10 protein-coding genes are annotated in these 15,569 nt (G+C 46.8%); 3 read left to right on the top strand and 7 right to left on the bottom strand.

Annotated elements, in window-relative coordinates; genetic code table 11:
* Positions 1-7: 7 nt before the first annotated feature.
* The 3 genes from ACQY6I_RS19370 to ACQY6I_RS19360 are packed head-to-tail and all read right to left on the bottom strand — an operon-like array spanning position 8 to position 2,099.
* Complete coding sequence (locus tag ACQY6I_RS19370) at positions 8-724, bottom strand: M48 family metallopeptidase (RefSeq protein WP_428243158.1); 717 nt, start codon at positions 722-724, stop codon at positions 8-10.
* The gene (locus ACQY6I_RS19365) at positions 721-981 is read right to left on the bottom strand and encodes a DUF3820 family protein (protein WP_428243157.1); all 261 of its coding nucleotides are present in this window, start codon (positions 979-981) and stop codon (positions 721-723) included. The genes ACQY6I_RS19370 and ACQY6I_RS19365 overlap by 4 nt, the downstream gene beginning before the upstream one ends.
* Complete coding sequence (locus ACQY6I_RS19360; protein ID WP_428243156.1) at positions 960-2,099, bottom strand: MalY/PatB family protein; 1,140 nt, start codon at positions 2,097-2,099, stop codon at positions 960-962. Before ACQY6I_RS19360 ends, ACQY6I_RS19365 begins: the two co-directional genes overlap by 22 nt.
* Before the next feature lie 469 nt (positions 2,100-2,568).
* On the opposite strand from ACQY6I_RS19360, the gene ACQY6I_RS19355 reads away from it, so the two are divergent.
* The 3 genes from ACQY6I_RS19355 (at position 2,569) to ACQY6I_RS19345 (ending at position 6,088) form a co-directional block, all read left to right on the top strand.
* Entirely contained in the window at positions 2,569-3,408 is an 840-nt protein-coding gene (locus ACQY6I_RS19355; RefSeq protein ID WP_428243155.1) for an outer membrane lipoprotein-sorting protein, read from the top strand.
* 1 nt (position 3,409) lies between these two features.
* Positions 3,410-4,780 (top strand): hypothetical protein, encoded by a 1,371-nt coding sequence (locus tag ACQY6I_RS19350; RefSeq protein WP_428243154.1) that lies wholly within the window; start codon positions 3,410-3,412, stop codon positions 4,778-4,780.
* Between the two features lie 639 nt (positions 4,781-5,419).
* Entirely contained in the window at positions 5,420-6,088 is a 669-nt protein-coding gene (locus tag ACQY6I_RS19345; RefSeq protein ID WP_428243153.1) for a TetR/AcrR family transcriptional regulator, read from the top strand.
* An 81-nt stretch (positions 6,089-6,169) separates the two neighbouring features.
* On the opposite strand, the gene kdgR is transcribed toward ACQY6I_RS19345, so the two are convergent.
* The 4 genes from kdgR to ACQY6I_RS19325 all read right to left on the bottom strand — a co-directional run bounded on the left by kdgR (position 6,170) and on the right by ACQY6I_RS19325 (position 15,350).
* The gene (kdgR, locus tag ACQY6I_RS19340; RefSeq protein ID WP_428243193.1) at positions 6,170-6,904 is read right to left on the bottom strand and encodes a DNA-binding transcriptional regulator KdgR; all 735 of its coding nucleotides are present in this window, start codon (positions 6,902-6,904) and stop codon (positions 6,170-6,172) included.
* Positions 6,905-7,107: 203 nt separating this feature from the next.
* Entirely contained in the window at positions 7,108-7,869 is a 762-nt protein-coding gene (kduD, locus tag ACQY6I_RS19335) for a 2-dehydro-3-deoxy-D-gluconate 5-dehydrogenase KduD (RefSeq protein ID WP_428243152.1), read from the bottom strand.
* A 276-nt stretch (positions 7,870-8,145) separates the two neighbouring features.
* Positions 8,146-13,638, bottom strand: coding sequence for a translocation/assembly module TamB domain-containing protein (locus tag ACQY6I_RS19330; protein WP_428243151.1), 5,493 nt, complete (start codon positions 13,636-13,638; stop codon positions 8,146-8,148).
* On the bottom strand, positions 13,635-15,350 hold the full coding sequence (locus ACQY6I_RS19325; protein ID WP_428243150.1) for an autotransporter assembly complex protein TamA: 1,716 nt from the start codon (positions 15,348-15,350) through the stop codon (positions 13,635-13,637). Before ACQY6I_RS19325 ends, ACQY6I_RS19330 begins: the two co-directional genes overlap by 4 nt.
* Positions 15,351-15,569 lie beyond the last annotated feature (219 nt).

The raw sequence follows: 15,569 nt of genomic DNA, 5'->3' as shown, positions 1-15,569 counted from the left end.
GAGCACATCAGCACCGCCGTGTTGGTTTCTCCAACCATAGTTCGGCTGCATGTTGGTTAAGCCATTGCTTATGGCTCTGATAATCCGGGCAGATTGATTCGACTGTTCGCCAGAATGCAGCAGAATGATTGGCATGCAGAAGATGACTGACTTCGTGGCAGACCAGATAGTCAATCACGGTTTCAGGAGCCATCATGATGAGCCAATTGATCTGAATGATCCCCTGGTTGGTGCAATGCCCCCATTTGGATTTGGTTTTCCGAAATTTAACCGCTACCAGCCGATCTCTGACTCCCAGTTGTTTGGCAAACTGCTGAGTTTTGACGGGTACCATTTCCTTGGCCAGCTGTTTGAGCCAATATTCCAGAATGGCATAGGCTGTCAGTTCAAACTCAGATTCATTTTCCGGCATTGCAAACCGAGCCTCATCCGGTAACAACTGCAACCCATACTCACTGGCGTTGTGGCGTACGATCGTTCTGTTTTGGCCAAGAATGCGAATGTTGCTACCTGCTTCCAAGGTGGGTACCGTAGATGCTTTGTGCTGGTGCTTAAGCAGCGTCTTTTCTATCCACGGCAATTTACTTTCCACAAACGTACTGATTTCGTGGGCACTGACTCCTTTTGGCGAACGGATGGTGACGTGGCCTTCACGAACATAAATGCCGATGGTTTTGCGTTTGGCTGATACGACCAGTGGATATCCCAGAATTCGATTGGTCATGTATCAAACTTAATCTGTACGTTTGGTTTCTGAGGACGGTCAGTTGATGCTCTGAGAGGCTCAAGTATTTTTTTTAGTCCGCTTGTCTGTATCAGCAGCGATAGCCGCATAAGTTCCCCCAGTTGGCCTTTTGGAAAATCTTTTTTTTCAAACCATAAAAGATACTCTTCCGGTAGGTCTGCGATCAGCCTTCCTGTGTACTTGCCAAATGGCATTTGAACCCTGACCAGTTTTATTAAATTTTCCGGATCGAACACAAGGCCTGCTCCATTTTATCCAGTGCGGCAACCAGCATATCGCGCTGGCAACCATAATTCAGACGCACAAATCCAGGGGCTCCAAAAGCCTTGCCATCACTTAATGCCACACCATGCTTGAGAAAAAAACTGAAAGGGTCGGTAATGCTGGTTTCGCGGCAATCAAGCCAGAGTAAAAAAGTGGCTTCCGGGGTATTGCAATAAACGCCAGACCATTGGTTTATCCTGTTTATGGCATAGTCCCGGTTAGCACGCAGATATCTGTTCATTTCCGTCAACCACGGCTTACCAGTTTCAAATGCCACTTCTGTAGCAAGGTAACCCATTAAATTGGGAACGGGCACAATACCTTTGCGAACATGATTAAAAGACTTTCGAATATCAGCATCCGGAATGATCGCAAAACTGCAACTTAAGCCGGCAATGTTAAAGGTTTTGCTGGCTGCCATCATGGTAATGGATTTAGGCTCATATTTGCCGATGGGTATATGACGAAGAGTCTCATCCATCAGAATATCGCAATGAATTTCATCGGAGCAAATTAATACATTGTGGGTTTCGCAGATCTCAATTAACTGCTTTATTTCAGCCTCCGTCATGACAGAGCCGCATGGATTCATAGGGTTGGCCAAAATCAACATATGACAATCATCTGCACTCACAGCGTTGGTCAGACTATCTATGTCCAATACCCAGCGATTGTTTTCCCATCGGCTCAGGATATCCGATCTGACACTGCCACCGAGCTCTGGTGCGGCCAGTATTGGAGGATAATTGGGGATTTGTGCCGCCACTTTTCCGTTCCGGGCGAATGCTCTGACGGCGACATTCAGGCCCGGTACGATACCTGGCAACCAGACCAGCCACTCAGGTTCTATAGACCATTGGTACTGGTCTTGCAGCCATTGCCGAACGGCATTTATGAGCTTTGGGCTGGCTTCGGTGTACCCAAAAATACCGTGCTCCGCTCGTTTGATCAGTGCCTGCTTTATCTGTGAAGGAGACTCAAACTCTGTGTCGGCAACCCACATTGGGATAGCATCGTGTTCTTTAAACCAATTGTGTTTTTCAGTGTTGGTTTGGCTACGGTCAGTGGGTTTATCAAAATCGAAAGGCATTTAGTCCCTCAACACATTTAATGGAATCGTTGGGGTACTTTAAGTGAGCTGGCGATACAAGCCAAGTAGTCTGGCAGCTTTTTAACCGTCTCAGCTGTTCGACTCAGGCAGTATGATCCTTATGAGCTGATCTGTAATTATACCGTTATCTTTATGGATATGCGGGTCGTGTTTATCCGCTGAAAAAGTAAAAATTGGCAGCAAACTCCCAGGGCTCCAGTACCGTGGTGATCATATATCGGTGGTCTGCTCCAACAAGATGGGGTATAGGCTGATCAATCTCTTTGAGCTGGTAACTAAGGCCAGACTTGACTGTGAAGAGTGAAGTGATAGTTTGCAGATTCACAAATTGACGCTGTTTATATTAATCCATCTGGTTATAGTGAACTGACTGCATGACACTGATTCAGTAAATATCCCTGAATGTTTCTGACCGCCGATGGCACCGACGAAATAGGTGGACCTTGTGATGAAGAAAGCGAAGAACTTTATAAAAACAAGAACCGGTTTCTGGTGGAGATGTACTTATGTATTGTTGTTGTCTGGGCTATTGAGCTCGGCCAGGGCGATGGATGCCTATGAGATTGTGAAGGCTTCAGATGAACGGGATGTGGGTCAGAGTTCGGAAGGAATCAGTCAGATGATTCTGATCGATAACAAGGGCAGGCAGCGTGTTCGTGATATGAAGCAGTATCGGTTGCAGCAACCAGATGTGGAAAAAACACTGATTTTCTTTTTACAGCCTGGCGATGTTAAAGGAACCGCATATATGAATTATGACTATGAAGCTGAGTCCCGGGAAGACGACAGCTGGTTATATCTGCCGGCTTTGAAAAAAGTAAATCGTATTGCTGCCAGTGATCAGTCTGGCGCATTCATGGGCAGTGATTTTTCTTATTCGGACATAAATGGCACTCATATTGAGTGGTATGACTATGTCATTCTCAGTGATTCTGAAATTGTAGATGGCGCCGACTGCTGGGTCATCTTATCGACACCAAAACCGGAATACTCTAAACAGGTATCCATGCAGACTGGTTATCAGAAATCACAGCTGTGGATCCGCAAAGACAATTATGTTCAGGTTCAGGGTAAATTCTGGGAAGAAAAGCCGGGCAAAATCAAATATTTCAGTGCCAAAGAGCTTGAGTTGATTGATGGCATCTGGACCGCAAAGCGCTTACAGATGGTTTCCACTCGGAATGGACAAAAACAGCATGCCAGCGTGATCAATGTTGGTTCCATTAAATACAATATTAATGTCAGCAAGGAATTGTTTACCACTCAGTCAATGGAGCGGGGCTTATAACATGCGGTTATCGCTCTCGATAATTCTCTGTGTATGCCTCTCTGTTGATCTATGGGCGGATGATTTTTTTTCAGACATCGATACCACAGATGTTGAACCTATACGTGACAGTGTCTCGAAGCCTTTTGATCTCTCCGGCTGGTGGCAACAGAAAGCAGCCTATAGTCTGGAGGACCAGCAAAGCGATTTTTCCCGACAGCAGGCGGGTTGGAGTCGTTTGGAATCTTCGCTGCAACTACAGGCAGATTATCGTTTCAATCCAGAAACCAATGTGGTTCTCAGTGGACGTCTGACCCATGATTGGAGCCCTGAACTGCATAATGCTCATGGTGATTGGTTTTATCAGATGTCTAACAGCGAAGTCCGGGATCGTGAGTGGGACTGGCGTTTACGGGATTCATTTTTGCAATCGAGACTTGGTAGTGTATGGATAAAAGGAGGCTATCAAACTCTGGCCTGGGGGCAGTTGGACAGTATTCAGATCAGTGATGTTTTAAGTACCCGTGATCAACGTTGGCCGGGTCAATCTGAACTTGAGGATGTCCGGCTCCCGGTACCGGCACTCAAAGCCGAGTTCAGTCAGGCTGAAGACCGTTTGATTCTCGTGGGGATTGTGGCGGCGGGTAGTGATCGTATGCCAGCAGCCTATGCAGATTTTGATCGAATGATCGAGTTGCGTTCAACAGGGACAACGATAGACATTGATGAAAACAAAGGCTTTGAATGGGCATTTCAATATCAGCGCCAACAGGCGAACGTAGATGCCCGAGTTTCTGTGGCCCAGGTTTATGACAATATGCCTTATCCTGATCGGATTGACTATGCTTTGGTAAGCGGCTTTCCGGTCATCTCATCTGTTCATTTCAAACAGGATCGTTTTTCTATGGTGTCAGTGGATGGGAGTGCTGTATTTGGAAAGTGGTTATGGAAAGGTGAGGCCGGGGTCCAGACTGATCGAAAACTGGCAACGGATCTTTCCTATGAGGCTCAAGAATGGCTTGAAAAGGATCGTTGGCTTGGTGGGATACGATTGGAGCGTAATATTAAAAACCTCACGGTGATCACTGAGTTTAATGCCACTCATATCTTTGACTATCAGGAAGAGCTGGTGGCGAGACAGTGGGAGTATGGTGGTATGTTGAGGTTTCGCTGGAACGGTTTTCATGATCAGTTCGAGCTCCAGAGTTCGGCGCTATGGAGCACTGGAGATAATGGTTGGGTGCTTCGTCAGGAAGGCCAATGGAACTATTCCAACAACTGGACCTTCGGTCTTTCGTTTATTTCATATCTGGCAGAATCAACGCGACAGGCTTTTTATAATTATCGAAATTCAGATGTCCTGATGTTTGATATGCGTTTTCATTTTCCATGATATTAAAACGCTAAGGGAGGGGCCTCTGAAAAATAGTAATAGTTTTGGTGCAGGCGAGGAAGCACCACTTGCAACACCGCAATTTACGGGTGTCAATGAGGATGTGAGACGGGGGCTGACAACGTCCTGCGCGAAAATAGGCCATTTTTCAGAGGTTCCCTAACACACAGGAGAAGTTCATGAACGTGTCCGAGCTATTTAAAGTGGCAGAGGGGTGGATATCCCAAGTGTCACCATTACGGACCCAATTTATTGATTCATATTGTTATCATATCTTTTTTTCTGGTAGGGAACCCGGTCACGATTGAGGGAATACTTGGACTATCCTGGATCTGTGTGACATCCGGTCTGCTGCTGACGCTGTTGTCGATGATGCTGCAAGCAAAGGTATAGTCTAGAGCCAAAGCCGCTAATACTGTTGCGGAAATTTTTCTTGAGCAGTAGGTTACTTTTTTCAGATTTGTCTTAACCAGACAATGGTTTCGTGCATTTCGGCAAGCTGGTCAGATACCGGGGCAATAAACGTTTAGGGGGTGGATGTCGAGATAGATCCTGGCCGTATTCGTAATATCAGTAGAAAATCAATAACCTGCTAGAATATTTCATCGAAATCAAGCAACAGAGTGAAGGCTGTACAAGATGGATACTCCAAAGAAAGACTCGTATCATCATGGAAATTTGAAGCAGACACTGCTGGATGTTGCTTTTGAATCTTTACACCAGCAGTCCCATGAGCAACTGTCATTGCGACAGTTGGCGAAAACGGTGGGAGTGACACCAACCGCTGTATACAACCATTTCAGCGATAAGGTCGCGCTGTTGATGGAAACCAAATTAAAAGCGTTTGAGTTTTTTCATCAGGTACTTTCTGATGATTGTCGCGATATGCCGCCGGATGCCACGGAAGCACGACTACGAAGACTGGGTAAGAGTTATTTGAACTTTTCCATTGAATATCCTTATTTGTTTGAGTTGTTGTTCTCCTGGAATGTGGATCCGGAAAAAATACCGCCTCATCTGACTGAAGCGGGTGTCGAAAGTGAGCGATTGATTCAGGAAGTGGTAAAACAGTTACTGCGGGAGAATGGCAGAGAGTTGTCCGAATATGAGTCTGCCATAGGATCATTTGTCAGTTGGGCACTTGCTCACGGTGTGTGCACTCTATTTCAAGCAGGGGCAGTACGGGCCGCTGCCCATATCAACACATGGCCGGCTGAAGTGAATCTTGATGATCCGATCAAGCGGGATGCAATTATAGATCAGGTGATTGAAGTTTTGATTGCCGGGCTGAAGTCCAGATTCTTATAGTGTCTGATTTTTTCCAGCGGTCACTGAAGCCTTGCCATAACCGTCGCCAATAATATCTGACGGTTATGTGTTTTAGGCTGCTTAGGAATAGAAACCCATATATTCAGATATTTCCCGACAGCTGGTTTTCAGCATCTCAATATATTTTTGTTCGTTCGCATCGGTATGACGCAGCACCGGGTAGGAAATACTCATGCCTGCGATGACATTGCCGAATCGGTCATGAACGGGAGCTGCTATGCAGCGTAACCCTTCTTCCTGTTCTTCGTTATCCTCACCATACCCCTGTTGTTTGACTTGTTCCAGTTCAGCCAGTAGTGAGTCGATTGTACGATGGGTATGGGAAGTCGAAGGCACAAACTCTGTGGTTGTCAGGATTTCCCGAATGGTCTGTTCCGACAGATTGGCTAGTAACACTTTACCAATTGCGGTGCTGTAAAGTGGATTGCGACCACCGATGCGGGACTGCATGCGCAGGTTGTACTTTGAGTCAACTTTGAACACATAGACGATACTCTCTCCATCGCGAACGCCAAGGTGCAACGCTTCTTTGGTTTGTTCACCAATATGTCGCATATAAGGTTCGGCACAGGCAATCAGATCAACGTGCTCCAGGGTTTTAGAGCTGAGTTCAAACAATTTGAGAGTGAGGGAATATTTGTCGCTCTCTCCTTCCTGACTGACATAACCCAGCATCTTCATCGTTTGTAAAAAACGATAAACTGTGCTTTTTGAGGTCATGATTTGTTGCGAAAGTTCCGTGACGCCTATGCTTTTTGACTCTGACAGAGCGGTCAAAATAGCAAAAACTTTCATGACTGAGGATACGGGTTCGAGCTGTGGAGAGGTGTCGTCGTTTGTCATAGTTTTATTTTTTTTAAAATATTATTTCTGAAATTATAAAAAAATAAGAAGCGGAACGATAGTTCTGATCAATCAGAATTTGGAGGGAATCATTTTAAAGGAGGAGGGAGACCGGCTGATCCTGGTGTGGATGCCGCCGGTACAACCAAAAAGGGTTATCGTGCCAGCCAGCCGCCATCAACAGCAAGAATAAAACCGTTGATGTAGCGTGAGGCTTCAGAGGCCAGAAAAACGGCTGGTCCGGAAATATCTTCAGACGTACCCCATCTGCCAGCGGGTATGCGGTTGAGAATTTCCTGATAACGCTCGCCATCCTCGCGAAGTGCGGCAGTATTGTTGGTGGACATATACCCCGGAGCGATACCATTGACATTGATGCCATGTGCAGCCCATTCGTTGGCCATAGCCCTGGTCAAGCCCATCAGTGCGCTTTTGGAGGCAGTATAAGAGGGCACCCTGATTCCACCTTGAAATGACAGCATGGATGCAATGTTAATAATATTTCCCTGAGTTTCCTGGGTGATAATCTGACGGGCAAAGGCTTGGCTCAGGAAGAACAAGGACTTGATGTTGATATCCATGACTTCATCCCAGTCTTGCTGGCTGAAATCAAGCGCGTCATTACGGCGAATAATTCCGGCATTGTTGATCAGAATATCGACTCTTGAGAAACGCTCGACTGAGCCTCTGATGATGGTGTCAATGGATGTCATCTGGCTGACATCCGCCAGAATACTGTGAAAATGCCTGCCGATAGCCATAACCTGTTGTTCTGTCTCTGGCTGTTCACGCCGGGCCACGCCGACAATATCTGCTCCTGCCCGGGCGAGTCCTACTGCCATACTTTGTCCAAGACCTGTATTGCTCCCGGTGACGATGGCCACCTTACCGGATAGGTCAAATGGGTTCTTCACCATAAAGTCAGCCTCCTCAGGCTTAGTGAACAGTCATTTGTTGCCATCAGCTATGAACCGCGTATCACACTTTTACGGAGAGTCTGTGCAGCGAGCGGATATCCTGACATATGATCTGTAGTGAATGAATTACTGTGATGTTAATTAGAATAAAATAAATGTTCAATAATAATGAAACATTGTTTCTAAAATAATCCTGGACGAAAACAGCAAACTAAAACAGAACAGATGATTTGCTCATTCAGGATTGATGGCAGAAGGAGCCGGAACAACCGGCTATTAGTCGTATTCAAAGCTGTACAGTAGTGATAAAGCGCTCGCATAGCCCCGTGCTGCTTCGACAAATAGCCGTTTGGCCAGTTCATAGCGAAATCCGATCTGGCTACCTGAGCCGTATAGATTGTAGCCATAGGTAATACTGAGGCGGTCATTGATCTGCCCTGTGGCAACAACTTGTGTTTCCTCTCCTGTACCTTCACTTTCGAGTTCAAAACTCTCAAGTCCAATATTTTCTGCCAGTGCTTTGGCATAACTTCGGGTGCCAAAAATTCCTAATGCCAGTGCAGCTTCGCTGACCTGGTTTTCTTCCTGGCTGCTTGAGTTCAGAGGGCGACCCAGAATCAGGTAGGAGAGTGCAGTATCTTGTGGCAGGTAAGGGTCGGAAAAAATCTCCGCTGATGGATTTTCCAATGTTCCGGAAACTTCAATGCCGATATTGTATTTGTCGCCGGTTTCTTTATCAGTCACGGTATTGGAACCCACCGCGTGAAGGTTGGGCTCGAAGATGGTATTGGTGAAGGTTAAAGAAGCCTCGGTCAGATCAAGTTTAATGCCAAAGGATTCAAATTCACCTTCTTCGATATCGATTTGGCCACGGGCCTGATAGTTATCCAGTAATACCAGGTCGCCCGTCAGCTCTCCCTTGAGTCCATAGCCGGAGAATTTCACTGTGTCGGTTGTCAGGATGTGCAGGTTGGCCTTGAGATCCTGGCTGGTGGCGGGTTTATTATCCTCCCCAACATACACGACATCATCTGACGGGGTAATGGCCTGGTCTGGTAATTTATTAACGGTAATCTCGCCTTTGTCCACTTTGACCGTACCATAAAGGCCCAGGGTTGTTTCCGTCACGATCACATCCATGTCAGGGCTGACAGACAGGTCTGCATAAGGTTGTATTTTTAATGGCCACCGGTGAGCCTTAATTTTGGTTTCCAGTTTCAATGGCCCATCCCAGGTGAACGTGCCTTCAGTCGTGGCTGGTTGTGAACTGGATTGTTTGGGGTGATTAAAGTGACCGGTCCAGGTGGCGGTTTTACCGTTCAGTTCCCCTTCCAGTTCAACATGTTCTATCTGAACCGGATATTCCACCATTTGCAAAGCACCATCTGTTAGCTTGAACTGGCCTTTGACTTCCGGTTCTTTTACCGGACCATTAAAGCGGGCATTAAGGTTCAGTTGCCCGGATATTTGGTCTTGTGGATGTAAAAAAGGAACTGCCAGTTCCATGGGCAGATTCATGATGTTTAAAGTGCCATCGACTGTTTTGTTCTTTTGGCTCAGATCAATCACACTTTCAGAAGCAATGAGCGCTTGATTCTGAACACCGAAGCTGACCTTGTTGGAAATGGAATCATGATTGAATCCGGATGTGACGCTTAGGTTATTGATCGGCCACACCAGATCCTCGCCACGACTCTGCAAAATCAAGGTACCCTGTTCAAGGTTCAGGGCGAGTTTGCCGCTGATATCATCCGGTTTGGAGTGGACGCTAATTTCTCCGGCCAGCAGGCCTTTCATAACCCATCCCTGGCCGAGTTTTTCAGTGATATTACCCACATCAAAATTTTCCAGTGTAGCCTGAAGATCTGTTGCGGTCGCGGTGCGTTGAAATTCACTCAGACAGGCATTGGCTTGTGCGTAAGTCCAGCAATGGGGAGAGACGGATAATTTTCCGGGTGAATAGTCAATCTGAACCGCATTAGTTGTTTGCCAGTCATGCTCAAAGAATTTGAACTTGGCCCAGCGGATGTTGCCATTCCAATGATTTTGTATGCTGTTCCAGGAACCATCCATAATCAAGCCATGACCATCGCCGGATTCCTGATTAATGACGAGACGGTGGGAATCAAAACTGCCTGTTAAGTCGGCAGTGAGTGCGCCAAATGGTTCATTGGCCAGAGACAGATTCTGATAAGCGAGATTGAGTTGCAATTGGCTCTTTTGCTGGTTTAGACCGGCAGTGCCATTGAGCTGCTTGACGCGCAGGTCCCCATAACTGAGTGAATCACTGTTCCAGTCAGCAGTGAGCTGCCAGAGTCCATCCTGGTAATTCAGTGTCGTCTGGGCTTTGATGTCACCGGTGATACCGAAGGCAAATTCTTCCAGTTTTGGAGCCTGTATATTGATGTTGTAGCCATTGTCATTTTGTTTGGCAACAACCTGAGCTCTGCCCCAGTTCACCCAAGCTTCTGTCAGGCTGGTCAACTGATTGCCGTGGCCGGCAATGTCCCATTGGCTTTTGAATTCACGCTGGCGAACCATTCCCTCTACCGAACCACTTGTTTGCCAGTTCAGGTCCTGCTTGTAGTTCAGTTCAAGCTGTGCCTGAGTCTGTAGGGTTCCGCTCAGTTGCTGGTTATAAATACCTGGCTGTAGCTCTTCGCTGGTAATTTTCAAATGAGTTTGAAAATCGTCTGTAAGTAGACCAGTCCCCTGGATATGACTGGATTGTCCGTTCACCCCCACATGTGACTGATTCAAAGTCCACTGATCGTTATCAACAGTGATGTCTGCATTACCATCAAGTTGATAGTCTTGGTAGGAAAAGCGCCCAACAGTCAAATTCAATGCGGCTTGGTTGCCATCAAATAAAATCTTTCCAGTAGTGGGAATGTCTGTGTCTGATAGTTTGAGACGCTGTTGACGAATATTGACGGTTCCGGACAGGCAATTTACTGGAATTCTGTGGCAGGCAACTTTATTCAAGTAAGTAATATCAAATTGCATTTGATTACTGAGATTGCCTGGTATCAGATTAAAATACTCTAGCGGGACATTTGCCAGTTTTACATCAGCGGCGATTGCGATGCCTGTATCGTCCCGGGTGATCACTAGTTTTGGTGCATCCATCCAGGTCTGATCGTTGACGTTTAAGTGGGTTTGCAGTTCAGCATGATCCAGTGATTCCACATTGCCAGTGATTTGACCAACCAAATGATTGCCTTGAATATCGTCATAACTGATTGAGCCATCCAGTTGTTGATCGATCAGATTCAAGTCCAGCCTTACGTTCTGGTATTGATAGTTTTTACCATCGATATCGAGGTATCCGGAAGCCTGGTCGGTTTCCAGTTGTACTTTGGGACTGACACCATCAAATGGCCATTCTACATTCCAGCGACCACTTACAAGACCATGATGAATATTTCGGATATTCAACAGTTGCAGTACTTTACTGCTGTCCAGGGCCTCCATTGTGCCAGAGCTCTCTAACTGGGTATCGGTAGTGGAAATATTCAGACACAGTTTGCTGGGTTTATTGGTTACACATGTCTGGCTGACGTTCAACTGGTTATTTTGATAGTTGATTTGGGTCGTTTGACTGAGTTTCCAATGATTTTTGCCATTAACGATATCAAGTGTTTTCAGTATGCCTTGCCAATGTCCAGTGTCGAATAGTTGGCTGGCGAGTTCCATGCCAACACCTTTGTTATCAGTAACTGTTGACTGGAACGTTTGTGTATGTTGATTGCCACTGCTGGTTATGTTCAGGGCGCCCAGAGGAATATCGTTAATATCCCAGTTATTTGCGTGCAAAGAGGCCTGATAGTTAAAAGGTGGCGTTAACGATACTTTCGCTTTGGCTGACATCTGCTGCATGTTGATCTTATTCAGCAAATTAAAATGACGTGGCTGGTCAGCATTGATCTGCAGGCTCGATTGTAGCTGGGTGATGTCGAAGTTTTGGGCAGCTTCCAGACTGGCAAAATTAAGGATGCCACTGATATTGACTGCATTGTTACCCAATTCGCTATAAAGGCCCGAAAGGTCAGCTGATTGAAACTGGACTTTGGCTCCATGATGGTCGATTTTTCCCCGGGCATTCAGTGTACTGTTGCGCCAGCTGGCTTTTATATCTGCAATATCAAGAGGCGCGCCAGTCTGTTTTTGCGCACGAATGTCCAGTTGAACCGGGTCATGCAATAGCTCGCCAGTCATCGATGTATCCAGAGAGAACGCAAGTAGTTTGCCATCGACCCATGATCCAGAACTGATCAGATGCCCACTTAAGAGGGTGGGCCAGTCAGGAAACCAAAAGCTGACATCTGTATTGGTAATATTTCCGTCGATATTCCAGTTTACAGGTGCCGGATCGGAGATGGAGTAGGAAATCGTCCCCTTGGCATTCTGCTGGCCGACCTTCGAACGCAGCTGCAGTTGTTCGATGTTCCAGAGCGTTTTGTCCTGGCTGTTTACTTGAACATTTACAGAGGTTTTGGGTTGATCGGGGACTTCTATATCACCCTGGGCTTTCAGGCTGTAGTGATTGGATATGTTCGACCAGTTCAGTTCTGCGTGGCTGTCAGAGACAGTATATTGATCATAGTGGAGAGATTTGAAATCTCCAGCCATCGATATGTCATAGTTGTCGGCCAGCTTGGCGATGACCTGAGCCTGGCCCTGAGCAGTGAACTGGAGGGGCCAGTTGCCTGGGGTTTCAAACTCGATTAATTCAAGTTTTCCAGACAGGGTTGTTACATCACTCCAGTCGATACTGCCATCGCTGAGGGAGGCCAGCTGGGAGATGGTGAGCTCTATTTGTTGTAAACGGGAAAAATCCAGTACCGCTGAGCCGGACACTGTTTTCTGCGAGTGACCATACAAGCCCTTCAGCGATATCCGATAGCCCTCACTGGTTCCGCTGAGAGATGCTTGTAACTGATCAAACATATCAGTATACGGACTGAGTTGAGCAGGTGGGCTGGTGACATTCAGGAATGCATCGATTGGCAGGTTGTGTCCCAATATCTGAATATTGCCTTCAGCATGGCCACTGCCATAGCCATTGAACGTCAGGTCATAATGGGCTTCATCAAAGTCTCCGTCGATAGAACCCTGAACCGCAAATTCCTTACTTAAAGGTGTAATTCCACCAGAGACCGTTAGTTTTGCGGGCCATGAGTTGATGGTGTCGAGCTCTCCAGATGCTTGGACAAAAACCCCACCTAGCTGCCAGTCGATCTGATCGGCGACTATTTTATCGTGATCCCACATTCCCTGAAGGATGGCCATAGACTCCCCAATATTGATCCAGTCTTCAAGGGGTTGGTATTGCTCGTCGATACTGCGATAGCGTAAATGTGCGGCATTGAGGGCATCGACCCGTAATCTGATGGGAAGGCTGACATCGGGCATGCTGGTTTTATGGTTGCTGTTGGTGTCTTTTTTGATAACGGCTACATCGATAAGGTTTACGCGGGATTGGCCCAGACAGATTTCATTGCGCCAAAAGCAGCGGAGATACAATTCTGTGGAAAAATCAGTCACGGTGACTTCAACCGCGCTGTCTTTCCAAGTGACCTTGTCTGCCTGAATACCGCTAAACAGGGAGCCCTTAAAGCCTTCAATGGTGAGTGCGGGCAACAATCTGTTGGTCACTGAGACTATCCATCGGCAGCCTGATTCAGTACCGATAATGGCGACCGGAATGGAGACGAGTATGACCAACAACCCAACGATGGTCAGGATCGTTCTGAACCAGCGACTCATAGATCCGGCCCCATAGAAATGTGTACACGATAAGAGAAAGGATCATTAGAAATACCCATGGCATAGTCCAACCTGACCTGACCAATTGGAGAGCTCCAGCGGATACCTGCTCCAACACCGACTTTTGAGTTCATGTCGTCCCATTTCATAAACGCCGAACCGTAATCCACAAATGCAGCTGCACGCCATTTATCAATAAATTCGTACGCATACTCAAAACTACCCGTAAACAGCTGGCTACCACCCAGGATATCGCCGTCTTCATTTTGAGGCGCGATTGAACGATAGTCATAGCCTCGTACACTTTGGTCTCCACCGGCGTAAAAACGCAGAGAAGGAGGAACCTTCTCAAATGACTCTGCAACCAAAGATCCCAGCTGAACTCTGGCCGTTAACCGGTTTTTTGGGAAGGGGGTCACGATGGCGCGGCTTTCGATCAGGAACTGGCTTAGATCTGTCGTGCTGAGAAAGGATTTAGAAGTATATTTCACCTCAAGACTGGTATTAAAACCCTCTGCCGGATCCAGCTTTCCGTCAGTGACGCGACGCTGCCACTTGATGCCAGGTATGGTCAGCTCAGCCAGTTGAAAACCTTCTGAACCGACGGTGTATTCCTCATAAGTGCGTTCGAGGGAAAATGTCTGCAACCAGCCTCGCCCGAGATAAGTGGCCAGCTCGCCCCCCACATTGGCTCTCGAACTGGTTGTGTCTTCAATATACTGTTGTTCCCAGCCAAGGTTGATACTGAAGTAATCGGTTTGTGGGCGTTTACCCGGTTGCTTCAGGTTAAGAGTAACGGCCTGGTTTACCTCGGATACTGCGTAACTGCCGCCAATCTGATTACCCATTCCGTCTAAACGAATATTTTGCCAGTTGATCTCGGCATTCAGACCCAGGTCTGTTGAGTAACCACCCCCCAGATCGATCCGGTTACGTTTGCGATCCACGAATTCGACATCAACGGGAATGACATAGTCTACGGCTTCTGCCGGGTCTGCAGTTACCCGGACAGCACGGAAGTAGCCCGATTGCTGAAGATCCAGATTCAGTTTTTGCAGTTTGGCTGGAGAGTAGGGTGCCCCTTCCTTGTAGCGGATGAATCGCTTCAGAAAGGATTCTCTCAATTTGGTGGGGCCAAAACGGGTTTCACCCAGGAAATATTGTTTGCCGCTATTGAGTACCAGGTAAATGTTCGCTTCGTTGCGGGCCAGATCGATCTGTAGCTCATGTCGACTGAGCTTTGCATCCAAATAACCTTTATTGATGGCCAGGCTGCGTAATAGGTTTTTCAGGTTGTCATATTCAGCATGATTCAATTGACTGTTTGGTTCAGGGATCAGGTTTTTCGGAAACTCGAAGTTTTTATCGTTATTCAGGTCGCCTTTGATCGATACGGAGATGGTGTGTAGCAGCATCGGATCACCGAGTTGAATCGCGATGACAAGGTTTAATCCCCCCTGGTTTTCGACAACCTCATGGTCAATAGTGTAACGATAGTAGCCCAGAGCATTGAGGGCCTGTTGGGCCTGTACCCGGATACTGCGAAAATATCTTTCAAGACTGGTTCTGTCATCACCAAAACTTGGGGGCAGGAGCGCTCTAATATTCTCTTCGGCGGCTTTGTTGTCCCCAGTAATCTGAAAAATGATCTTGCTCTGGGCGCTGCACGCAACAACCAACAAAATCAGAATTTTCAGCAATCTGTACAGCATTTAGAGTCCCATCTATCGAATTTTCAACTTATATGCATTTGTAAACGTCATTATTGCTGTCATTGATCAAAGCTGTGGTCTGGCAATAAGTCCAGTGGCTACAGCTGGATAGGGCTGTTAAACGTATGATCAGTATGGTTATTCCAAGCTTCTACCTATCCGGTTTCGGTTGCTGCTTGAGCAGCTTGATGCTTCAATGTGCCACTGATGACTCATTAA

Origin of the sequence: Gynuella sp., assembly GCF_050297175.1 — a bacterium.
Taxonomy (GTDB): domain Bacteria; phylum Pseudomonadota; class Gammaproteobacteria; order Pseudomonadales; family Natronospirillaceae; genus Gynuella.
This window is presented reverse-complemented; position numbering and strand designations above follow the sequence as displayed.